Annotated in this window: 18 protein-coding genes; 16 read left to right on the top strand and 2 right to left on the bottom strand. The window is 62.1% G+C overall.

Translation table 11 applies throughout. The features are described from left to right. Positions 1-46 precede the first annotated feature (46 nt). The 14 genes from G533_RS0107245 (at position 47) to G533_RS0107310 (ending at position 16,297) form a co-directional block, all read left to right on the top strand. Positions 47-2,410 carry a FimV/HubP family polar landmark protein gene (locus G533_RS0107245; protein ID WP_035527012.1) on the top strand — a complete coding sequence of 788 codons (2,364 nt, stop codon included), beginning with the start codon at positions 47-49 and terminating at the stop codon, positions 2,408-2,410. Further along, positions 2,403-3,248, top strand: a complete 846-nt coding sequence (truA, locus tag G533_RS0107250) for a tRNA pseudouridine(38-40) synthase TruA (protein WP_240472395.1) — start codon at positions 2,403-2,405, stop codon at positions 3,246-3,248. Before G533_RS0107245 ends, truA begins: the two co-directional genes overlap by 8 nt. A gap of 64 nt (positions 3,249-3,312) precedes the next feature. Beyond that, positions 3,313-3,930, top strand: coding sequence for a phosphoribosylanthranilate isomerase (locus tag G533_RS0107255; RefSeq protein WP_035527015.1), 618 nt, complete (start codon positions 3,313-3,315; stop codon positions 3,928-3,930). A 22-nt stretch (positions 3,931-3,952) separates the two neighbouring features. Further along, positions 3,953-5,173, top strand: coding sequence for a tryptophan synthase subunit beta (trpB, locus tag G533_RS0107260; RefSeq protein WP_027949379.1), 1,221 nt, complete (start codon positions 3,953-3,955; stop codon positions 5,171-5,173). A gap of 27 nt (positions 5,174-5,200) precedes the next feature. After that, the gene (trpA, locus tag G533_RS0107265) at positions 5,201-6,022 is read left to right on the top strand and encodes a tryptophan synthase subunit alpha (protein ID WP_027949380.1); all 822 of its coding nucleotides are present in this window, start codon (positions 5,201-5,203) and stop codon (positions 6,020-6,022) included. A gap of 47 nt (positions 6,023-6,069) precedes the next feature. After that, on the top strand, positions 6,070-7,011 hold the full coding sequence (gene accD, locus G533_RS21025; RefSeq protein ID WP_035527019.1) for an acetyl-CoA carboxylase, carboxyltransferase subunit beta: 942 nt from the start codon (positions 6,070-6,072) through the stop codon (positions 7,009-7,011). Continuing rightward, the gene (folC, locus tag G533_RS0107275; RefSeq protein ID WP_027949381.1) at positions 7,004-8,284 is read left to right on the top strand and encodes a bifunctional tetrahydrofolate synthase/dihydrofolate synthase; all 1,281 of its coding nucleotides are present in this window, start codon (positions 7,004-7,006) and stop codon (positions 8,282-8,284) included. Before accD ends, folC begins: the two co-directional genes overlap by 8 nt. A gap of 3 nt (positions 8,285-8,287) precedes the next feature. Beyond that, a complete protein-coding gene (locus G533_RS0107280) occupies positions 8,288-8,947 on the top strand; it encodes an SPOR domain-containing protein (protein WP_027949382.1) in 660 nt (219 codons plus the stop codon). Between the two features lie 82 nt (positions 8,948-9,029). Beyond that, on the top strand, positions 9,030-9,548 hold the full coding sequence (locus G533_RS0107285; RefSeq protein ID WP_027949383.1) for a CvpA family protein: 519 nt from the start codon (positions 9,030-9,032) through the stop codon (positions 9,546-9,548). Positions 9,549-9,566: 18 nt separating this feature from the next. Next, positions 9,567-11,090 carry an amidophosphoribosyltransferase gene (gene purF / locus G533_RS0107290; RefSeq protein WP_027949384.1) on the top strand — a complete coding sequence of 508 codons (1,524 nt, stop codon included), beginning with the start codon at positions 9,567-9,569 and terminating at the stop codon, positions 11,088-11,090. A 6-nt stretch (positions 11,091-11,096) separates the two neighbouring features. Beyond that, positions 11,097-12,293, top strand: coding sequence for an O-succinylhomoserine sulfhydrylase (locus G533_RS0107295; protein ID WP_027949385.1), 1,197 nt, complete (start codon positions 11,097-11,099; stop codon positions 12,291-12,293). 58 nt (positions 12,294-12,351) lie between these two features. Continuing rightward, positions 12,352-13,281 carry an AAA family ATPase gene (locus G533_RS0107300; RefSeq protein ID WP_027949386.1) on the top strand — a complete coding sequence of 310 codons (930 nt, stop codon included), beginning with the start codon at positions 12,352-12,354 and terminating at the stop codon, positions 13,279-13,281. 8 nt (positions 13,282-13,289) lie between these two features. Further along, positions 13,290-14,282: a DUF58 domain-containing protein gene (locus tag G533_RS0107305; protein WP_051230084.1), complete on the top strand. Its 993-nt coding sequence runs from the start codon at positions 13,290-13,292 to the stop codon at positions 14,280-14,282. Beyond that, a complete protein-coding gene (locus tag G533_RS0107310) occupies positions 14,279-16,297 on the top strand; it encodes a transglutaminase TgpA family protein (RefSeq protein WP_035527025.1) in 2,019 nt (672 codons plus the stop codon). The genes G533_RS0107305 and G533_RS0107310 overlap by 4 nt, the downstream gene beginning before the upstream one ends. A 72-nt stretch (positions 16,298-16,369) precedes the next feature. On the opposite strand, the gene G533_RS0107315 is transcribed toward G533_RS0107310, so the two are convergent. Both G533_RS0107315 and G533_RS0107320 read right to left on the bottom strand, forming a co-directional pair. Further along, positions 16,370-17,653, bottom strand: coding sequence for a flavohemoglobin expression-modulating QEGLA motif protein (locus G533_RS0107315; protein ID WP_027949389.1), 1,284 nt, complete (start codon positions 17,651-17,653; stop codon positions 16,370-16,372). Position 17,654: 1 nt separating this feature from the next. Continuing rightward, a complete protein-coding gene (locus G533_RS0107320) occupies positions 17,655-18,836 on the bottom strand; it encodes a GNAT family N-acetyltransferase/peptidase C39 family protein (protein ID WP_084638862.1) in 1,182 nt (393 codons plus the stop codon). Between the two features lie 275 nt (positions 18,837-19,111). Between G533_RS0107320 and speA the strand changes: the two genes are divergently transcribed. Further along, positions 19,112-21,037: a biosynthetic arginine decarboxylase gene (gene speA, locus G533_RS0107325; protein WP_027949391.1), complete on the top strand. Its 1,926-nt coding sequence runs from the start codon at positions 19,112-19,114 to the stop codon at positions 21,035-21,037. 27 nt (positions 21,038-21,064) lie between these two features. Then, on the top strand, positions 21,065-22,285 hold the full coding sequence (locus G533_RS0107330; protein WP_027949392.1) for a saccharopine dehydrogenase family protein: 1,221 nt from the start codon (positions 21,065-21,067) through the stop codon (positions 22,283-22,285).

The following is a 22,285-nucleotide window of genomic DNA, read 5'->3' on the forward strand; positions in this document are numbered from 1 at the left end:
TAAAGATGGCTCAGGGGATGGCAGGGGAGCATAACAAGGCGTGTTTATGGCTCGAAAGAAGCGGTTGGCAGTTGCACTGGCAGCCTTGGGGTGCCTGCAAGCAGGTTCTGTTTGGGCATTGGGGCTTGGCGAACTTTCGCTGAACTCGTTTCTGAATGAACCGTTGCGAGCGGAAGTGGGGCTGCTGGATGTCGGCAACCTCGACCAGGATCAGATTCGCGTTCGGCTCGCGACCGCGGACGATTTCGATCGGTTGGGCATTGATCGTGCGTACTTCCTGACGGGTATCAGTTTTGAAGTTCGCGTCGACAAAAACGGCGGCGGCGCGATCATCCTCACCTCGGAAGATCCGGTGCTCGAACCGTATCTCGACTTTATCGTCGAGGCCCGCTGGCCGTCCGGCCGTCTGTTGCGCAATTACACGGTACTGGTCGACCCGCCAGCATTTGAATCGCAGAGCACTACTGTGTCTGCTTCACGGCTGGTGGCCGAAGCGGAGGCCAGTGCTGAAGTGCCGGCGGAAACCGTCGAGTCATCGGGCGAAGGTACGCGGGTGGGCATGCGCGAATCCGAGCTCGCGCCCGGGGCAATGCCTGAGCGAAATTTTAGTGCGGGCACCGCGTCCGATCCGGCGCCGGGTGCCCGTTACATGATCCGTCGCGATGAGACTCTGTGGACGATTGCCCAGCGTGCACGCCCTGAGGGTGTCACGGTGCAGCAGGCCATGCTGGAAATCCAGCGCCTGAACCCCGACGCTTTCATCGACGGCAATATCAATCGCATCAAGGCCGGTTACATTATTTACCTGCCTGACAGCAGTGACGTTGCCGGTGACGCAGATGTCGCAGCCGTGCTTGCGGAAGTGCGGCAGCAAAATGAAGACTGGCGCGCGGGTCGTGCCTCAGCGCCGGCGTCGGCGGGTCCCGCATTGCGCATCTCGGCCGGAGCCGCCAGCGAACAGGGCGACACGGATACGCGTGCGGATGCGGTGCCTGACAGTACCTCCGCAACCGAAGTCGCGAGCGCAGCCGCAGAAGACGCGATGGCTCCGGCAACAGATTCTGCAGCCGATGCGCGCGAGCGCGCCGCATTTGGCGAGCAGCTCACACAGTTGACCGATCGTCTCGATGCGCTTGAGCGCATGGTTGAGGTCAAGGACGCGGAAATTGCAGCTCTGCAGCAGGCTCTCGCCGAGGCGGAAGCGACGCCGGGCAGCGCTTTACCGGCCGAGGACGTCGCCGCTGACACGGTGGTGGCTCCTGTCGTTGCACCGGCGCCCGCTGTGGTCGTGCAGCCAGAGTCGCCCGCGCCGCAAGCAGGCAGCAATAGCTATTGGCTCTATGTCGCAGGTGGTGCAGTCCTCGCGCTGCTGGCAGGTCTGTTCGTGTGGCGTCGCCGCCAGGAAGACGACACCGGTGAAGAAGCCTTGGCAGTGGTGCCCGCTGCGCGTGCGCCGCGCCAGAAAGAGGCCGACGCCTTCGCGGATATTCAGCTGCAGGACCATGCAGTCGAGTTTGACGAAGACGAGAGCAGCGAATCGGCGGCGGCAACTCCGCCAGAGACGCCCCCTGTGGATGCCGGGCTGCAGCGCGGCGGCCAGCGCGGCTACGGTGAGCGCAAGCACGACGAATACGCGTCCGATGTTGACGCGGGCGATGCGCTCGCGGAAGCGGATATTTATATCGCCTACGGGCGCTACGCCCAGGCCATGGACTTGTTGCGCAAAGCCACCCTGTCGGATCCCGATAACCCGGCTTACCGTCTCAAGTTGTTGGGTCTGGCGGCTGAGACTGGCGATCGTGACCAGGCTGATCAGCAGATGATGGAGTTGCAGCGTATTGGCGATGCCAACAGCATTGCCCGCGCCGAGCAGATGCTCAGTGATGCGCGGCTGTCGCCGGTCGACGAGCGCATCGATGCACAGGATGAGTTTGCCTCCTCTGCGCCAGGTGATGCGTTCAACGACGGCGGGTTCCTGTCGGATCTCGACGAAGACGCCGCACCACCAGCGACACCCGCGGGGGCGCCCGCATCCTATGCGCCTGTTGATGATCTGTCCGGGGACTTGCCGGAGCTCGAAGAGCTGAGCAGCCTGGATGGGCGCGATGCCCTGGTCCCCTCCGTGGATGAGGAACCCGAGTTCCTCGACCTTGAAATTGAAGATGGCAGCGCTGATGAACTCGATTTGTCGGCCGATTTCGAGAAAGGGCGCAGCGGTGGTGACAGCAGTGAAGACGATTTCGTGTTCGCCGACGACGGCGACCCGATGTCTACCAAGCTGGATCTCGCCCGAGCCTACATCGACATGGGCGACGACGATGGCGCACGGCAAATTCTCGATGAAGTGATCCTCGGCGGTAGCTCGGAGCAACAGCAGGACGCACGGGAGTTGCTCGAAAGGCTTGGCTGATTCAGGCATAGAGCAGGCGTTTTCCAGCGCTCTGCTTCCCACCGGAACGCGCATCGCCTGCCGTATAGAGTACGACGGCAGCGGTTACCACGGCTGGCAGGCCCAGTTGAAGTCCAGCTCACCCACCGTGCAGGGCGCGCTTGAGCACGCCCTGGAGCGGGTGGCGGTGCAACCCATACGTGTACACTGTGCCGGGCGCACTGATGCCGGTGTCCACGGCCACGCGCAAATCGTGCATTTCGACGCCCCCTGTACCCGCAGCGCCAAAGCCTGGGTTCTGGGTGGCAACAGTCACCTGCCGCCGGATGTGCGTATACACTGGGCACAGCCGGTGCCAGAGGACTTTCATGCGCGCTTTTCGGCGCTTGCTCGACGCTATCGCTACGTCATCGTCAATAGCGCCATTCGCCCCGCCCTGAGCAGTCGTCAGTTGACCTGGCAGCGCAAACCGCTGGATGCAGTGCGCATGCACGGCGCGGCGCAGGCACTGCTTGGCGAACAGGATTTCAGCGCCTTTCGTGCCGCGGCGTGCCAGTCGAGTACGCCGTTTCGTTGCGTGCACCATTGTTCCGTGACGCGCCGAGGGGATTTGCTGGTCATCGACATCGAGGCGAATGCATTCCTGCATCACATGGTGCGCAATATCGCCGGCAGCCTCATGGCCGTTGGCTGTGGCGAGCAGTCGCCTGAATGGATTGCAGACCTGCTGCTCGCAGGGGACCGCACCCGTGCGGCTGAAACTGCTCCCGCGGAGGGGCTGTACCTTGTAGACGTGCGTTACCCGGCGCAGTTCAGCTTGCCGGTAACCCCGCCGGGGCCCCTCGTGTTGCCGGGTTGAAGACACTGCGCCCCAGGGTCTGCTATCATCCGCGGCCTTCGTCAGGTAATCACCGATCCGAACTGTGGCCAGAACCCTTGTCAAGATATGCGGTATCACCCGCGTTGCGGATGCTATTGCCGCCAGTGAGGCCGGAGCCGATGCCATTGGTCTGGTGTTCTATTCGCCCAGCAAACGCTGTGTGACGCCGCAGCGGGCCGCGGAGATCGTTGCCGCGTTGCCGCCGCTTGTCACGGTTGTGGCCTTGTTCGTTGATGCCGGCGCAGAGGAAATCCATAGCACTCTGCAGCGCGTACCCGTAGATTGTTTACAGTTCCACGGTGACGAGCCCCCGCAGTTTTGCGCGCAATTCGATCGCCCCTACCTGAAAGCCTTGCGCATGAAGCCGGGGATTGATGTTGGCGCGGTCGCGAAGGGCTATCACGGCGCGCGCGGCCTGTTGCTGGACAGTTGGCAGCCCGGTGTGCCCGGCGGCACCGGGCAAACGTTCGACTGGTCGAGCATACCGGCCCGGTTACCGCGGCCACTTGTGCTCGCGGGCGGGCTTGACGAGCACAATGTGGCCAGTGCCATTGCGGCCGTGCAACCCGCCGCTGTGGACGTGAGCGGAGGCGTGGAGAGCGCACCCGGTATCAAGGATGCGGCGAGAATACGGCGCTTTATTGCCGCAGTGCACAGCTGATTTTTTTGCAGGGGAAGATGTCATGACAACGGATCTCAATACGAAAATTTTTGCGTCGGTACCCGATGCAGAGGGGCGTTTCGGGGTTTACGGTGGCAAATTTGTCGCCGAGACACTCATGTCGGCGCTGTCCGAGCTTGAGGCCCTGTATCGCCAGTTGGCCGATGACCAGGAATTCCAGCGCGAACTGGATGAGGACCTTGCGCACTACGTCGGTCGGCCGTCCCCGCTGTACGAAGCGCGGCGCTGGTCGGACCGCGTAGGTGGCGCCCGTATTCTGCTCAAGCGGGAAGACCTGAATCACACCGGTGCGCACAAGGTGAATAACACCGTCGGGCAGGCACTTCTGGCCAAGCACATGGGCAAGCGGCGGGTCATTGCCGAAACCGGTGCCGGCCAGCACGGTGTCGCCACGGCCACGATCGCCGCCAGGCTGGGCCTCGAATGCCACGTCTTCATGGGCGAAGAGGATGTGCGGCGCCAGGCGCTCAATGTGTACCGCATGAAGCTGCTGGGCGCGACGGTTGTGCCGGTTACCTCCGGCTCGCGCACCCTCAAGGATGCGATGAACGAGGCCATGCGTGATTGGGTGACCAACGTCGATGACACGTTCTACATCATCGGTACCGTTGCCGGCCCGCACCCGTACCCCATGCTGGTGCGGGATTTTCAGTGTGTAATCGGTCGCGAAGCGCGGGCACAGTCCCTCGCTCAAACCGGGCGTCTCCCGGACGCTCTGGTGGCCTGTGTGGGCGGCGGTTCCAATGCCATCGGGTTGTTCCATCCGTTCCTCGAGGATGAGTCAGTCGCCATGTACGGTGTGGAGGCGGGCGGTCACGGCGTTGCCAGCGGTGAGCATGCTGCGCCCCTCACAGCTGGTACACCGGGCGTACTGCACGGCAATCGCACCTACCTGATGCAGGATGAGGACGGGCAGATCATGCACACGCATTCCGTATCAGCCGGCCTCGATTACCCGGGTGTCGGCCCAGAGCATTCATGGTTGAAAGACATTGGCCGGGTGAACTATGTCACGGCTGATGATGCCGAGGCACTGGCGGCGTTTCACGATCTGACGCGCACCGAGGGCATTATGCCTGCACTCGAAAGCGCGCATGCGCTGGCCTACGCCGGCAGGCTCGCGGCCACCATGACGCCCGAGCAGACTATCATCGTCAACCTGTCAGGCCGTGGCGACAAGGATATACACACCGTTGCCGATATCGACGGCATCGACTTCTGAATTGCAGATGCACGAGGAGAACAGCTAGTGAGCAAGATAGCCGGGCGCTTCCAGCAGCTCGCCGCCCAGGGCCGCAAGGCCCTGGTGCCCTATATCGTCGCGGGGGATCCCAACCTCGCCAGCACCGTACCGCTGATGCATGCCCTGGTTGCTGCGGGTGCCGATATCATTGAGCTGGGGGTGCCTTTTTCCGACCCCATGTCCGAGGGACCGGTTATCCAGAAAGCCCACGAGCGCGCACTGGCCAGCGGTGCCCGCCTGCGCGATGCGCTGGCCATGGTGGCCACGTTTCGCGAACAGGATACCGAAACCCCGGTGCTCCTGATGGGTTATGCCAATCCGGTTGAACACATGGGTTACGCGCGCTTCGCCGATCAGGCAGCCGCGGTTGGCCTCGATGGCCTGTTGACCGTGGATATCCCACCGGAGGAAGTGGCCGGTGTCAACGCCGAGCTGCACCGCGTGGGCATGGATAATATTTTCCTGATTGCGCCCACCACGCCGAAAGCGCGTATCGAGTCCATCGTCAATCAGGCCAGTGGTTTCATTTATTATGTTGCCCTGAAAGGGGTTACCGGCGCCGGTAACCTGGATGCAGACGACGTGGCGCGGCATCTCGCACATATCCGCGAAGCCACCACGCTGCCACTGGCCGTCGGCTTCGGCATCAAGGATGCCGAGTCCGCCTGTCGTGTGGGCGCCACCGCAGATGGCGTGGTGGTGGGCAGTGCGCTGGTCGATGTCATCGCGCAGGCCGCCGCCGAGGGTGCCAGTCAGGAAGATCTGCTGCGCGTGGCGGCGGAGCTGGTGGCGAGCATCCGCAGCGGATTGGACAGCATCGCTTCCTAGACGGTGCTGCCGGCGGCTATAATGGTGTCACCACAACGGGGGATGCCATGAGCTGGATTGACAAGATACTGCCTTCCGGAGTGCGCAAGGAAGAGGGCGCTCGCCGCTCCAGCGTACCCGAAGGATTGTGGAAAAAGTGCGTCAAGTGCGATGCCGTGCTGTATCGGCCCGACGTTGAGCGCAATGATGACGTCTGTCCCAAGTGTGATCATCACATGCGTATCGGCGCTCGCCGTCGCCTGGATATTTTCCTTGACCGCGATGGTCGCGAGGAAATCCTCACGGATATCGAGCCTGTTGACCGTCTGAAATTCCGTGACAAGAAACGCTATCGCGATCGCCTCTCGGCCGCACAGAAAGCGACCGGGGAGAAGGACGCCTTGATCGCCATGCGCGGCACCCTGCAGGGTATGCCAGTGGTGACCGTCGCCTTCGAATTTGCGTTTCACGGTGGCTCCATGGGGTATGCCGTCGGCGAAAAATTCACGCGAGCGGCCCAGCTCGCGCTCAGCGAGGGTATGCCCCTGGTGTGCTTCTCGGCCTCGGGCGGTGCGCGTATGCAGGAAGCGCTCATCTCGCTGATGCAGATGGCGAAAACCAGCGCGGTGATTGAGCGCATGAAAGTAGCCGGTATCCCCTATGTCTCTGTGATGACCGACCCCATCTATGGTGGCGTATCCGCTTCACTGGCCCTGTTGGGCGATATCAATGTCGCCGAGCCGGACGCGCGCGCCGGGTTCGCCGGCCCCAATATCATCGAGCAGACGATTCGTCAAAAGCTGCCGAAAGGCTTCCAGCGCAGCGAGTTTCTGCTCGCGCACGGCGCCATCGACATGATCGTGCACCGCAACGACATGCGCGACACCCTGGCGCGATTGCTCGGCAAGTTCACCGGGCAGGTGCCGGTGGTGCCCGAGGACACCGAAGACGATGCCAGCAGCGCGGACGCCTCGGGCTCGGTCGAGAGTATCGATCTCACGGATGACTGAGCCTTCGCTGGCCGACTGGCTGGCGCGTCTGGAAGCGCTGCACCCCCGGGAAATCGAGTTGGGCCTGGACAGGGTTGCGTCGGTCGCAGCCCATTTGCAGCTGTTGGCGCCATCCGCACCGGTGATCACGGTCGCGGGAACCAATGGCAAGGGCTCCGTCGTGGGGGCGCTGGAGGCGCTCTTGACGCACAAAGGGCTCTGCGTCGGGGTTTACACGTCGCCCCATTTGCTGCGCTTCAACGAGCGGATACGGATAGGCTCGCGGAACGTGGACGATACGGATATCGTCGCCGCGTTCGAGGCGATTGATGCCGCCAGGGGCAACGTTTCCCTGACCTATTTCGAGTTTGCCACACTCGCCGGACTTTACCTGTTCAAGCAGCGCGATGTGGATGTCGTGGTGCTGGAGGTGGGCCTGGGTGGGCGTCTGGACGCGGTCAACATAATTGATCCCAGCGTGGCGGTGATCACGAGTATTGCCCTGGATCATCAGGATTGGCTGGGCGACAGCCTGGACGCGATCGCGCGCGAGAAAGCCGGCATCCTGCGCCCGGCAATTCCCGCCGTTATCGCCTGCAGTGCGCCGCCGGCCGGGTTGACCGCTGCGGTGGAGGAGAGCGGTGCGCGGGCGCATTGGCTGGGGCAGGCATTCGGCGTAGAGTCTGCCGCGGGGGGCTGGGCAGGATGGTTGGCCAGCGCCGGCGGTGAGCAGCGCCGTCTGCCGGTAATACATAACCCGGCGCTGCTCGCAGAGAACCTGTGTGCAGCGCTGCAGGCACTCGAATGCCTGGCCATATCGGCTTCTGATACGGAGCTCCTTGAGGTGTTACCTGCACTGCAACTGCCGGGGCGGCGCCAGCAAGTCACGGTGGGCGGTGTACGCGTGCTGCTCGATGTGGCGCACAACCCTGCGGCAGTGGCCAGGCTGGTTGACTTCCTTGAGGCAGAACCCTGCGAACAGAAGACGATTGCGGTATTTTATGCCATGGCCGACAAGGATATCGCGACTATGCTGGAACTCATCAAGCGCCACGTTGATGCCTGGTTCCTGGCCGATCAACCGGGTAATGCGCGTGCCGCATCCGCCGCTGCGATTGCAGCGCAATTGCGGGATGTGGGGGTGAGCATGATCAGTGTCAGTCGCAACCTGCGTCAGGCGCTGGCACGCGCTCGCAGCGTAGCAGCCCCCGGCGACCGGCTGCTGGTGTTCGGCTCCTTTCACACAGTTGCGGCGGCTCTCACCTGGCTGTCGCGGGAACAGGAAAAGGCGTAAGCAGTGAACGATATTCTCAAGCAACGCCTCGTCGGTGCGCTCATACTGGTCGCGCTCGGGGTGATTTTCTGGCCGATCATTTTTGTCGAGCCACAGTCCGACGGCAACATCGAGAACTTGCGCATTCCTCCGCGGCCGGACGTGGATACCACGCCGATTGCCGCACCGGATACCAGCGGCATGCGCGGCTCGCCGGATGCGCCCCTCGACGCGCCGGAGGATAGCGAGCCGCTCGTAGATGATGATCTGGGCTGGTCGGAGCCCCCTACCGTGGCTGCCACGCTGGCGACGGAGAGCAGCGGCGTTGAGGAAGCGCGCGAGGCCGCCAGCGAGGAAGCCGCTGCAGGGCGAGCACCGCCGCCTGAGCCGGGAGAGACGCGGCAGGAGGCCCCGGAGCAGCCCGCACTGGATGCCCAGGGCGTACCCATCGCCTGGATGCTGCAGGTGGCCAGTGTGAGCAGCCAGGACAAGGCGGAGGCCCTGCGGCAGCGCCTGGAAGCGATGGGTGAAAAAGCCTGGGTCGACCCGGTCAGTGTGGGCGGTCGCACGATGTATCGGGTCAATGTCGGCCCCAAATTCGAACGCGCCCGGCTCGACGCCCTGCGCCCGGAGGTGGACACCGAGTTTGGCGTCAAGTCTTTGGTGCGGCGGTATTTACCCTGATGGAGGGCCCGGTAAGCTTTGGTGTTGCGCGCCAAGCTGGTAGACTGCCGGCCCCGCGAGCTCGGCAATGGCAGGCGGCACTGTGCTGAATATTGATGCGTTGACCTGGGTGGATTGGGCGATCGTCGCAATTGTGACACTGTCCACGCTGCTCAGTTTGCTGCGCGGTTTTACCCGGGAAGCGCTCTCTCTGGCGGGCTGGATAGCAGCATTTGTCCTCGCCTATGTGTTTGCCGGCGATCTGGCTTCACGCCTCACCGGCCTCATCAGCAACCTCACGGCACGCTACATTGCGGCGTGGCTGTTGATCCTGGTCGGCGTTCTACTGTGTACAGGGCTGATCGGCCTGCTGATGGCCCAGTTGGTGAGGGTGACGGGATTGGGAACACTCGACCGTCTGCTGGGTACCATTTTTGGCTTTGCCCGCGGCGTGATCATCGTGCTGGTACTGGTGTTTCTCGTGCGCGAGTTGCTGCCACCGCGCGACCAGATGTGGCTGCATCAGGCCTATTTGATGCCGCAGGTCGATGCGCTGCTGGACTGGTCCATGCAGCGACTCGGCGAGTTCAACGCCGGGCGGCTGCCGGCGGTCAGTGTCTGACAAAGAGGAATACGCAGTATGTGTGGGCTGGTAGGACTGGTTGGCAAGGGTAATGTTGCGCCCGATATCTATGATGCTCTGACGGTGTTACAGCACCGGGGACAGGATGCCGCCGGCATAATGACCTGTTACGGCGGGCGCTTTACACAACGCAAGAGCGAGGGCCTCGTGCGCGATGTGTTCCGACAGGATCACATGCAGCGACTCAAGGGTCCCATGGGGATCGGCCATGTGCGCTACCCCACGGCGGGCAGCTCAGGCACGGCGCTCGCACAGCCGTTCTATGTCAACTCGCCCTACGGCATCGCGCTGGCGCACAACGGCAATCTGACCAATTCGGAACAGCTCACACGCGAGCTGTTCCAGGACGACCTGCGCCACCTGAACACGGATTCCGACTCGGAAGTCCTGTTGAACGTGTTCGCGCACGAATTGCAGACTCTGGGCAAGCTCAGCCCGACAGCCGACGATGTATTTCAGGCGGTCATGGCCGTGCATCGCCGTTGCCGCGGTGGTTACGCGGCGGTGGCCTTGATTGTCGACTACGGCGTGGTCGGGTTTCGCGACCCGCTGGGTATTCGTCCGCTGGTGATCGGCGTGCGTAAAACCGACGCGGGGGACGAGTATATGCTGGCTTCCGAAAGTGTCGCCCTGGATGTGCTGGGTTTCAGTATGCTGGGTGATGTGGCGCCGGGAGAAGCGGTTTTTATCGACAGCCGCGGTGCCATGCACCGGCGCCAGTGTGCGCAGAACCCGGAGCTGCGTCCCTGCATATTCGAGCATGTGTATTTTGCACGTCCGGATTCGCTCATGGATGGCATTTCGGTGTACAAGACCCGCATGCGCCAGGGCGAGGCGCTGGCACGGAAGGTGCTGCGCGAGCGGCCCGAGCACGACATTGACGTGGTGATCCCGATTCCCGATACCAGCCGCATTGCCGGCCAGTCGCTGGCCTCTGAGCTGGGAATCAAGTTTCGCGAAGGCTTCATGAAGAACCGCTATATCGGGCGCACGTTCATCATGCCAGGGCAAAGCGAGCGCAAGAAGTCGGTGCGCCAGAAGCTCAATCCGGTGCCACTGGAATTCGAAGGCAAGAACGTCATGCTGGTGGACGACTCCATTGTGCGCGGCACCACTTGTCGCCAGATCATCCAGATGGCCCGCGACGCAGGGGCCGCCAAGGTCTACTTCGCCTCTGCGGCACCGCCGGTACGCTATCCGAATGTCTACGGCATCGATATGCCGTCGGCCACGGAGCTGATTGCCCACGGACGCACTGTCGACGAAGTGTGTACGCTCATCGGCGCCGACTGGCTGGTGTATCAGGATCTCGAGGATCTGGTGAACTGCTCCCGTGAAGGCAACAAGGGCACAATGGGCTTTGATTGTTCGGTGTTCAATGGCGATTATCCCACCGGGGATGTGGACCAGGCCTATCTTGAACGTATCGAGGCACTGCGCAACGACGATGCCCAGAGCCGTAGCCGTGCCCGGGTGCTCGCCGAGGGTACAGTGGTGGGCATTCACAATGACGTCAGCTGAGGCAGCATGAACGATTCCAACGACCCGCTGGCAGGCGCCGGACTGGACACACTGGCCATCCGAGCCGGTATTCACCGCACGGCTGAGGGTGAGCACTCCGAGCCCATTTTCGCCACTTCCAGCTACGTCTTCAATTCTGCGGCGGACGCGGCGGCGCGCTTTGCCGGTGAAGCACCGGGCAACGTCTATTCCCGGTATACCAACCCCACAGTGCGCAGCTTTGAAGAGCGCCTGGCGGCCCTGGAAGGCGGTGAGGCCGCCGTGGGCACGGCCTCTGGCATGGCGGCCATTCTCAGCACCTGCATGGCGCTGCTGAAGGCGGGCGACCATGTTATCTGCTCGCGGGATGTCTTCGGCACTACAACCAACCTCTTTGCGCGCTACATGACACGTTTCGGGGTGAGTGTGGATTTCGTACCCTTGCTCGCGACCGATGAATGGCGTGCCGCGCTGCGCCCGGAAACGCGCCTGTTGTATCTCGAGACGCCCTCCAACCCCCTGTGCGAGGTCGCCGATATCCGTGCCCTGGCAGACCTCGCTCATGCGCAGGGTGCGCTGCTGGTTGTGGATAACTGTTTCTGTACACCGGCGCTGCAGCGCCCCCTCGCGCTGGGAGCGGATATCGTCATTCATTCGGCGACCAAGTATCTCGATGGGCAGGGTCGCTGCGTGGGTGGGGCGGTGGTGGGCTCGCAGGCCCTGATGGACGAGGTGGTGGTATTCCTGCGCACCTGCGGGCCGACCATGAGCGCGTTCAACGCCTGGGTTTTCCTGAAAGGGCTGGAGACGTTGCGCCTGCGTATGGAGGCACACTCGCGCGCGGCGCTGGAACTGGCCCTGTGGTTACAACAGCAGCCGCAGGTCCAGCGGGTGTACTATGCGGGCTTGCCGGAACACCCTGGACACGCACTCGCTGCCAGCCAGCAGACGGCGTTTGGTGGCGTGTTGTCCTTTGAGGTGCGCGGCGGTCAGGCGGCCGCGTGGCGTTGTATTGATGCCACGCAAATCCTTTCCCTGACCGCGAACCTCGGGGATGCCAAATCCACCATCGTACACCCGGCAACTACGACTCACGGGCGCCTCAGCGCACAGCAGCGTGCTGACGCGGGCATCAGCGACGGGCTGATTCGGGTGGCCGTTGGGCTCGAGGATGTGGCAGACCTGCGCAGGGATTTACAGCGCGGCTTGAGCGCGGCGGGCTGAAGCCGATTATCCTGCGTAACACCTTGCCAGAGCATTGAACAAGGCCAGGAGCAACAGCATGGATATAGTAGGCGCGATTGACAGTGCCGTGGCGGAGGTTGGCACGGCACTGTTGGGCAAAGAAGCGCAAATCAGACTCGCGCTGTGCTGCCTGCTGTCGCGCGGGCATCTGCTGATAGAGGACTTGCCCGGGATGGGCAAAACCACCCTGTCACATGCACTCGCGGTTGTGCTTGGCCTCTCCTATAAACGCGTACAGTTCACCAGCGATCTGCTGCCCGCGGATATCCTCGGTGTCTCTGTGTACAACCGCAACGATGGCAGCTTCACCTTTCACCCCGGCCCGGTGTTCACTCAGGTTCTGCTGGCAGACGAAATCAACCGCACGACGCCGCGCACACAGAGCGCGCTGCTGGAAGCCATGGCTGAAGGGCAGGTAACCATCGAAGGGGAGACCCGCCGTCTGCCCCGCCCGTTTTTTGTTATCGCCACACAGAACCCGATCCACCAGTCGGGAACCTATCCGCTGCCGGAAAGCCAGCTGGACCGCTTCCTGATGCGTTTGCATCTCGGGTATCCCGACCCACAGGCCGAGCGGCAGATGCTGCTCAACACCGCAGCCGGTGAGAACCCCGAGGCCACCCTGCAGCGCTGCCTGGCGCCAGAGGAGCTGGAGTCCTGCCGCGCTGCAACGCGCCAGGTGCATGTGGCGGACAGCGTACTGGACTACCTGCAGCGGCTGGTGGCGTTTACCCGCGAACGCGCCGAGTTTGCTGTGGGGCTATCGCCACGCGGAGCTCTGGCATTGCTCGACTGTGCCCGCACCTGGGCGTTCATGAACCGCCGTCAGCATATCGTGCCTGAGGATTTGCAGGCGGTGCTGGCTGCTGTGGCTGCGCACCGCCTGGTGCCCAGCGGTGACTACGCCGGTGATGGACATGCGCTGGTGGATCTGATGCAGCGCAGTGTGGATGTGATCCGGTCCTGAATCCGGACATGGCAGACGACAGGCAGGCAAACGGGGAGGGTAATGGGTTGCGCAGGCATTTCGGGCGCTGGCTGGCGCGGCGCATTCCACCTGCACGCTCAGTCACGTTGGACCAGCGCCGCATCTTCATTTTTCCCTCTCTGCCGGGGCTGTTTTTTGCGGTGCTGTTGCTGCTCATTCTACTCACAGCCATCAACTATCAGAACAATATGGCCTATGCAGTCGCCTTCCTGCTCGCCACGCTGTTCGTTATCTCCACACTGCACACCTACGCCAACCTGGCTGGGTTGACGCTACATGCGCTCTCGGCCTCGCCTGTATTCCCCGGGCAACGCAGTCAATTCCGTGTGCGGGTGCAGCGTGCTGGCAAAGCAACACACTACGCCCTGCGGCTCAGCTGGCCACAGGGAAGCGACAGCGTCGTCAGCCTGGTGGATCGGGACAGCTGCGAAGTGACGCTGTATGTTCCCGTCGGGGCCAGAGGCTGGTTCAATCCGGGGCGCCTGTTACTGGAAAGCCGCTATCCACTGGGTTTGCTGCGCTGCTGGACCTGGCTTGACCTGGATCTGCAGGCCCTGGTTTACCCTCGACCCCTGATCACCTCGGCACCGCCGGGGGTCGCCAGCGAACGTCCGGAGGGTACCGCCGTGGAAACTGCAGGCAGCGATGATTTCCACGGTTTCCGCAGCTATCGACAGGGCGATGCGCTGCGGCAGGTGCACTGGAAAGGTGTGGCGCGAGGACACCCGCCACAAAGCAAGGTGTACGGTTCCTATGCCAGTCACAGTGCCTGGCTGGATTGGGAGGCTTTTGCCGATGCTTCCGGCGAACATCGCCTGTCCTACCTGTGCTACTGGGTGCTGGCATTGGAACGTCGGGCTGAGGATTATGGGCTGCGCCTCCCGGGCGTCGAGATAGCCCCCGACTCGGGTGAAGCCCACCAGTCCAGGGTGCTCGCCGCCCTCGCCGTGTTCCAGCTTGCCGGAGGCTGGGGCAAATGAGCCAGACATTGGCCGCCGGGACTCTGATACCGCGCAATGCACTGGTGTGGATTATCATCAGTCAGTTTGCGCTGTTGGCGCCGCACCTGACGCGGTTGCCGCTCTGGTTGGTGCTGGTTTACCTGGCCACGGCGGTATGGCGAATACTGGTTTTCCAGGGGCGCGCGTCATTCCCCGGGCGGGCACTGCGGGCGTTGTTGGCGGTTGCCGGGTTTGTGGCTATCTACCTGAGTTACGGCAACCTGCTGGGTCTGGAGCCAACGGTTGCGCTGTTGCTCATTGCATTTTCCTTCAAATTGCTCGAATTGGTGAAACCCAAGGACGCCTATGTGCTGCTGTTTCTGGGGTACTTCATTTGTGTCATCGGCTTTCTGTTCAGTCAGGACCTGTTGTTGGTCCTGTACGCCCTGTTCACGCTGGTACTTGTGACCACGGGGCTGGTGGCCCTGCACCGGCCGCGGGAAGATCGCTTCCGTCTGGGCAGCGTGCGTCTGCCGGCCCTGATGCTGGCGCAGGCGTTTCCATTGATGCTTGTGCTGTTCTTTCTGTTTCCGCGCATCGGGCCGCTGTGGACGGTGCCAGTGAAGAGTCACGCGGCGAAAACCGGCGTCAGCGACTTCATGAAACCCGGCGATATTTCCACCCTCAGCCAGTCGGGTGAGGTGGCGTTCCGGGTACAGTTCGAGGGCGATATTCCACCCAGATCCGGACTGTACTGGCGGGGCCTGGTATTCAGTGTCCTCGACGAGGGTGCCTGGCGCAGCCTGCGGTACAACGAGCTGCCGGCCGGCGAATTGCGTCAACCCGCGGTGACCCGTGAGGGCAACCCGCTGTCCTATAGTGTGCTCATGCTGCCCACGCAGCAAAACTGGCTGTACAGCCTGCGCTATGCAGAGCCGGAACAGCGTGGCATTCTGCGTACCTCCGACTTCCGCCTGTACTCCCCGGTCGAAATCGAGGAGCAGATGCAGTACAAGGTGCGCAGCTGGCCGGCCACCCCACTTGAACTGGAGCTGTCCGCCTGGCGCCGGCAGACGGAGTTGACCCTGCCAGCGCAGCACAACCCCGCCACCCGCGAGCTGGCACAGCGTCTGCGTCGCGCGGCGCAAGACGATGCGGGGTTTGTCGACGCTGTGCTGCGCTATTTCCGCGAGGAGCCTTTCGTCTACACCCTCCAACCACCGCTGCTTGACACCCAGGATCCCATGGATCAATTCCTGCTGCAGACCCGGCGCGGCTTCTGTGAACACTACGCCTATGCCTTCGTGGTCATGATGCGCGCTGCCGGCGTGCCTGCGCGGGTGGTGGCCGGATATCAGGGCGGCGAGGTCAACCCGGTGAACCGCACGGTGATCGTGCACCAGTTCGACGCGCATGCCTGGGCGGAAGTCTGGCTCCAGGGCCAAGGCTGGGTTCGTATCGATCCGACGGCGGCGGTGTCTCCCGACCGTATCGAACTTGGCCTGGAAGAGGCGGTTGCCGGCGAGGGCAGCTTTCTCGCCAACTCCCCGCTGTCACCCCTGCGCTATCGCGGCGTAAACTGGGTGAATATGCTGCGCCTGCGCTACGATGCGCTCACCTACCAATGGCAGAGTTGGGTGGTGGGTTTTGATGGCGAGGAGCAGTACCGTTTGCTGCAGAACCTGTTCGGCAGCATCCGCACGCCCGTGTTTGCCGGTGTTGTGTTGGCCAGCGGTGCCCTTGTTCTGCTGCCCGTGGCCTGGCTGTTGCTGCGCCGCCGCCGACCTCCGGCCCTGCCACCCGAACAGGCGCTATACCTCGACTTCTGTGAGCAGATGCACAAACGCGGCGTGACACGCCGGCCCGGGGAAGCGCCTGGCAGTTTCGGGCGGCGCATTGCACTGGAGGCGCCCGCGCTGCAGGAGTGGGCACATCAGGTTACCGCGGTGTTTGACCAGCTCGAGTACAGCCAGGGCTCCGGGGAGCCCGCGGCACATCGTCAGCAACTTGCACACCTGCGGCAGCTGTTGCGTCGCGGGCCGCAGGCGCAGTAGTGGTAGCCGGGCCGAGCGCAAACGAGCGAAGGTGACTTTACTGGAATGCGGCTTGGCGCTGTGCGACCCCGGTTACAGCAACGTGCCGTAATCCGCCTGCAGCTGGTCGAAGTTCAGTGAGGCGATAAAGCGCGAAAAGCTCATCCAGGTAGCAAGCCCGGTCAAATCGGCGAAGTGGGGCGGCAGGAAACGCGGTGCGCTGACCACGCCTTCGTCAATAAGCAGGCGCCAGTCCTTGATGTCCTCCAGCAGAATCTTGCCGCAGAAGAGCACCGGCAGCGTGTCCAGCTTGCCGGTGCTCATGGCCAGGCGGAGAAAATTGTAGGTCTGCACGAAACCGCGCATGTAGGCGAGGTCCTTGGTGTACGGCCGGCCCTCCGGCGTACTGCCGCGAAACACCCGCACGGCGATGCTGTAGCTGTCGTCGGCGCTCATGTTGTGGTCCTGCAGGTAGTTGAATACCTCCAGGAAGTTTGCGCCGTTCTCGGCCAGTGTGACCGCGCGAACGCGATTTATCAGCCTGTACAGCCGCGATGGGCTGGAGCGCAGGGTGAGTATTTCGGTCAGGACCGCGAGCCCCTCCTGCGTAGTGGTGGCTGACGGGGTGCCTTTGCTGAGGAAGGTGCAGGCGGGCTGCGCCGTGCCGTTCAGCGTAGTGCCCAGATGTACCCAGCCTTCATGCACTTCCAGGACGTCGATATCCAGCGCGTTGAATACGGCATCGCTGCGGATTTTCAGGTAATCCGAACCCGCCGCGGCATCCGCCGTCATCTGGTCGTTGAGCAGCACACGGATTCCGGCATCTGGAAATGCCTGCAGCAGGCGCTCGTTGAGCATTGCCACGGCCTCTGCCGCTGGAATTGTCTTGGGCGCCTCCTGCATGGAGGTGTTTTGCAGCAGGTTGATCAGGGTGGCTTCCATGGCGGTGCCTAGGTCGGCCAGCGTAGGGTCACCGGCGTGGAAGACATCGGAGGAGGAGCCGTAGAGGTCCTCGGATATCTGGCCGAATTCGGCCTGTCCCCGGAACTCCAGCATCTGCACCACACTGCGATACTCGCGACACATCCGGCGCATGATTTGCGCCAGTGGGTTGAGCTGGCCCAGTTTGCGCGCGATATCGCGTTCGATTTCCTGGAACTCAGCGCGTTTCGCGCCGGGGTCGAAGTCCAGTGGGTTGTGCTGCTGGTAGAACGCCGCATCCACCCGGGGGAGTTCGCGACAGCCGCTGGCAAAAAACTGGCGCCGCACAGTGCCGTTCCACTTGATGGCATCGAGAATGCGAATTGGCCGTTGGGCCTCAACGATGCGGTCAGACAGCGTTCTCACCAGTGCGAGGTAGTGTGGATCTGCACTCATATCAGGCGGTTCCGCGTGGCCTGATTGCGACCACCGCGCGCAGGCGGTTGCCACCAAAGCGGCTCATGGCGGCGAATTCTTCCCGCGCAATGGGTAAATACTGGCAGTCGAGTGGGGCCTTGTTGTCGTCCCGGCTGCCAGCGGGCGTGCCCAAGTCGTCGAGCTCGGGGTCGTGGACATAGAAGCAGGCTTCGTCGTAGCCGGACAGCGCTACCCAGTGCGGCGCCTTTTTGCTGTCCAGACGGTAGGTGGAAATGAGGATAAGGATATTGGCGCCGGCGTTGAACATGGCCAGCAGCCGCTCCTGATCCAGATCCTGGTAGTGAACCGTTATGCCGCGTGCGGCACACTGGCTGACAAAACCATCGTGAACCAGGCCTATCACGCGTTTTTTGTTCTCGTCACGGACGCCTTCAACGAACAGTGGGCCGGGTGCGTTGACCCAGACCTCGGCGTGGAAACCGCGAGCGTCAGCAGCCAGCGCCAGCCCCAGTGGGTGACAACCGCCATGACCGGAGGTCATAAAGATGGTGGTGGCCTCGCGCCAGATCTCGATTTCCTCCAAGGGTGACGGGAGGTATGTTTCATCCAGGCCTGCCATGGCCATCATCAGGGCTGCGGGCCCACAGGTGAAGGGGGTTGTCTGCGCCAGCCAGGGTAATGTGCGCGGGCCACTCTCGGGTTGGTAGGCGCGCACACATTTCTCCATGCGCAGGGCATCGCTGTGGTCTTCGTAGTAATCGTCATAGCGTCCGAACTGTGCGTACCCCATGTGCTCATAGAGCGCGATAGCGGCGGTGTTGCTGGCGGCGACTTCCAGGCGTAAGTAGAGCGCACCGGTGGCGCGGGCATCAATTTCAGCTTGCTGCAACAGTTGGCGCGCTACGCCTCGTCCCTGACGATCAGGGGCGACTGCGAGCGAATATAGCCGCGCGAGGCGGGTGCCTTGACGCAATATCACCAGGCAATAGCCCGCCAGCCCGTCGCTATCGCGGGCCACGAGAAACACGCAATCCGTGCGACGCAGCCAGCGTTTGAAGCTGCGCCGGGAAAGCCGGTCCGTGCGAAAACAGCGGCTTTCGATCTCCAGAAGCCCCTCGAGGTCATCCGGGCGCGCGGCTTCTATCTGCAGCGCGCTCTCGGCTTGGGCTTTTTCGGATGTAATTTTGGCGGGTAACGGCATGATCAACAGGTTCCTCGATACGCGTCAATATAGTGTGTGTCGGCGTCAGCTGTCACGGCTAGCTGCATGGCAGGTTGAAAACTACCAAAACACTGCCTTTGCCTGTTAGGCTGTAGCTTCATAGGCTGGCGCCAAATTCTCCTTGCGTTTGCTCTACAGCGCCTTAGAATCGGCGCCGTTTCAACTACCCTTGTACGCCATGCCGTTGACGAGCAATCGTTGCACCTGAGGTCCTCCCGCCTCTGTGTGCACACTGACAGGAGCCCAGGAGGACTATGACTGATTCAGCACAGCCCACGCAGGATTGGAGTGCAGCGGATAGCGCAGAACTCTATGGCATCAACGCCTGGGGTGCGGGCTATTACAGCATTGCCGACAGCGGCGACGCCCAGGTCACCGTCAACACCGGCGAAGGTGAAACAACGGTTTCGCTGATGGATATCGTCGCAGGCATGCGTGCTCGCAGCCTCGAAATGCCCGCCGTACTGCGTATCCGCAATGTGCTGGACCACCGTATCAAGGTGCTCAACGAGGCGTTTGCCGATGCCATCAGTAGCGGTGGCTACAACAACGTCTATCGCGGTGTGTTTCCCATCAAGGTGAACCAGCAGTGTCACGTGATAGAGGAGATCGCCAACTATGGCAGCCGCTATCATCACGGCTTTGAAGCTGGTAGCAAAGCCGAGCTGACTATTGCGCTGAGCCAGTTGCGCGACACCGAGAGCCTTGTGGTGTGCAACGGCTACAAGGATTCCGAGTTTATCGACCTGGGCCTGTACGCCCGTCGCATGGGGTATCCCTGCTTCTTCGTACTGGAGTCCCTCAGTGAGCTGCGCATGATTATCGAGCGCAGCAGGGTATTGGGCGTGGAACCCCTGATTGGCGTGCGCATGAAGAGCTCCGTCAAGGTGGATGGCCACTGGAGCCAGGACAGCGGCGACCGTTCAATTTTTGGCCTCTCGACTGCGGCACTCATTGCAGTGGTGGATGAGCTGCGCGCCGCCGACATGTTGCACTGCCTGCAGATGCTGCATTGCCACCTCGGCTCCCAGGTGCCCAATATCCGCAACGTGCGCAACGGTGTGCTCGAAGCGTGCCGGTACTACGCCGGGCTGGTGGAAGAGGGCGCGGCCATGGGCTACCTGGACCTTGGTGGCGGTCTTGCCGTGGACTACGAGGGCGCCCGTACCAACAGCACCCACAGCATGAATTATCAGCTGGAGGAGTATTGCGTCAATATCGTGGAGAGCATCCGCGAAACCTTCGACCCGTTGGATATTGCCCACCCGGTAATCATTTCCGAATCCGGGCGTGCCACCGTTGCCTATTCCTCGCTGTTGCTGTTCAACGTGCTCGACGTGCGCAGCTGTGAGCCGCTGGATCTGCCGGCGGCTATCGATGATGATTGTGTGGAACCTCTGAAGCACATTCAGGAAGTACTGCGCGTGGTGGGGGAGGCCAACTTCCAGGAGTGTTACAACGACGCCCTGTTCTACCGTGATGATGTGCGCGACATGTTCAACCACGGCCAGGCCAGCCTGCGCGAACGCGCCATGGCGGAGGATATCTGCCTTGCGGTGCTGCAGCGTATCGCGCAGATTCTACCCGGTGTGGCTCGCGTGCCGCCCGAGCTGGAAAACCTCAGCGAGGTTCTCTCCGACATTTACTACGGGAATTTCAGCCTTTTTCAATCGCTGCCGGATATCTGGGCGATCGACCAGTTGTTCCCGATCATGCCCTTGCACCGCCTGCAGGAGTTACCCAACCGCCAGGCCATGCTGGCGGACCTGACCTGCGATTGCGACGGCAAGATCGATAACTTCTCGCTGCCGGCGGGAACCTCGAAAACGCTGCCGTTGCACGCGCTGCGTGAAAATGAGGACTATATCCTGGGTGTGTTCCTGGTGGGCGCCTACCAGGAAACCCTTGGCGATCTGCACAATCTCTTTGGTGATACCAACGTCGTGAATGTCACCATCAACCCCGATGGCAGCTTCGACTTTGCACGCGAGTTTCACGGCGACAGCATTTCCGATGTGCTCAGCTATGTGGAATACGAGCCGAAGCACATGCAGGAGCAGTTCCGGCAAGTGGCGGAAAGTGCTGTACGCAGCGGGCGTATCTCCGTTGCCGAGCGCCAGGAGATCCTGCGGGCTTTCCGCGATAGCCTGCAGGGCTACACGTATTTCGAGCATCACTGAACCACTCAGCTATACAGGAGCAGGGTTATGTCCAGAGTCATTATTATTGGAGCGGGTGGCGTCGGCGCCGTGGTGGCCCACAAGTGCGCCCAGCTGCCGACTGTTTTTACTGACATCGTGCTCGCCAGCCGCACCGAGGCCAAGTGCAAGGCCATTGCCGCACAGATAGAACGGCCTGTTCGCACGGCCCAGGTGGATGCCGACAATGTCGCTGAACTCACCGCGCTATTGGAGCGTGAGCAGCCTGAACTGGTGATCAATGTCGCGCTTCCCTACCAGGACCTGAGTATCATGGATGCCTGCCTTGCTGCAGGAGTGCACTACCTCGATACCGCAAACTACGAGCCGCCGGATACGGCCAAGTTCGAATATCACTGGCAGTGGGCCTATCAGGATCGTTTCCGCGAGGCAGGCTTGACGGCGATATTGGGCAGCGGCTTTGATCCCGGTGCAACCAACATTTTCACCGCCTATCTCGCCAAACATTACTTTGACGAGATACACGAGCTCGACATCATCGACGTCAACGGCGGTGATCACGGCTATCCCTTCGCGACGAATTTCAACCCGGAAATCAACATCCGCGAGGTCAGCGCGGAGTGCCGGCACTGGGAGAACGGGAGTTTTGTCACCACGCCGGCCATGTCCAAGCAGGCGCGTTTCGAGTGTCCGGACGCGGTGGGCAACTACAACATCTACCGCATGTACCACGAAGAGCTGGAGTCGCTGAGCAAGCATTTTCCGGGCTTGAAACGGGCCCAGTTCTGGATGAGCTTCTCGGAGAACTACCTGAAACACCTGGAAGTTCTGGAAAATGTCGGCATGACGGGGATACAGCCGGTCGAGTTCCAAGGACAGCAGATTGTTCCCATCCAGTTTCTGGCCTCATTGCTGCCGGACCCCTCCACCCTCGGGCCCCGTACCAAGGGCAAGACCTGCATCGGCTGCATCGTGCGCGGCGTCAAGGATGGCAAGGAACGCGTGATGTACCTGTACAACATCTGTGACCACGAAGCCTGCTACCGTGAGGTGCAGTCACAGGCTATTTCCTACACCACCGGTGTGCCTGCGGTCATCGGTGCGAAGATGATTCTCGAGGGGCACTGGCGTGAGCCGGGCGTCTGGAACGTCGAGCAGCGTGACCCGGACCCCTTCATGTCCGACATGAATCTGTACGGCCTGCCCTGGCAGGTGGTTGAGCTCGACCCTGGCTTCCAGCTGGACGTGGTGCAAGGTCGGGACCTGTAG

The sequence above is a fragment of the Haliea salexigens DSM 19537 genome (assembly GCF_000423125.1).
Lineage (GTDB): Bacteria > Pseudomonadota > Gammaproteobacteria > Pseudomonadales > Halieaceae > Haliea > Haliea salexigens.

Bases quoted from the DNA above. Each gene is read 5' to 3' on its own strand.
- G533_RS0107245 (WP_035527012.1), top strand. From the start codon at position 47: ATGGCTCGAAAGAAGCGGTTGGCAGTTGCACTGGCAGCCTTGGGGTGC.
- trpB (WP_027949379.1), top strand. From the start codon at position 3,953: ATGACAACGGATCTCAATACGAAAATTTTTGCGTCGGTACCCGATGCA.
- accD (WP_035527019.1), top strand. From the start codon at position 6,070: ATGAGCTGGATTGACAAGATACTGCCTTCCGGAGTGCGCAAGGAAGAG.
- folC (WP_027949381.1), top strand. From the start codon at position 7,004: ATGACTGAGCCTTCGCTGGCCGACTGGCTGGCGCGTCTGGAAGCGCTG.
- purF (WP_027949384.1), top strand. From the start codon at position 9,567: ATGTGTGGGCTGGTAGGACTGGTTGGCAAGGGTAATGTTGCGCCCGAT.
- G533_RS0107295 (WP_027949385.1), top strand. From the start codon at position 11,097: ATGAACGATTCCAACGACCCGCTGGCAGGCGCCGGACTGGACACACTG.
- G533_RS0107300 (WP_027949386.1), top strand. From the start codon at position 12,352: ATGGATATAGTAGGCGCGATTGACAGTGCCGTGGCGGAGGTTGGCACG.
- G533_RS0107305 (WP_051230084.1), top strand. From the start codon at position 13,290: ATGGCAGACGACAGGCAGGCAAACGGGGAGGGTAATGGGTTGCGCAGG.
- G533_RS0107310 (WP_035527025.1), top strand. From the start codon at position 14,279: ATGAGCCAGACATTGGCCGCCGGGACTCTGATACCGCGCAATGCACTG.
- G533_RS0107315 (WP_027949389.1), bottom strand. From the start codon at position 17,653: ATGAGTGCAGATCCACACTACCTCGCACTGGTGAGAACGCTGTCTGAC.
- G533_RS0107320 (WP_084638862.1), bottom strand. From the start codon at position 18,836: ATGCCGTTACCCGCCAAAATTACATCCGAAAAAGCCCAAGCCGAGAGC.
- speA (WP_027949391.1), top strand. From the start codon at position 19,112: ATGACTGATTCAGCACAGCCCACGCAGGATTGGAGTGCAGCGGATAGC.
- G533_RS0107330 (WP_027949392.1), top strand. From the start codon at position 21,065: ATGTCCAGAGTCATTATTATTGGAGCGGGTGGCGTCGGCGCCGTGGTG.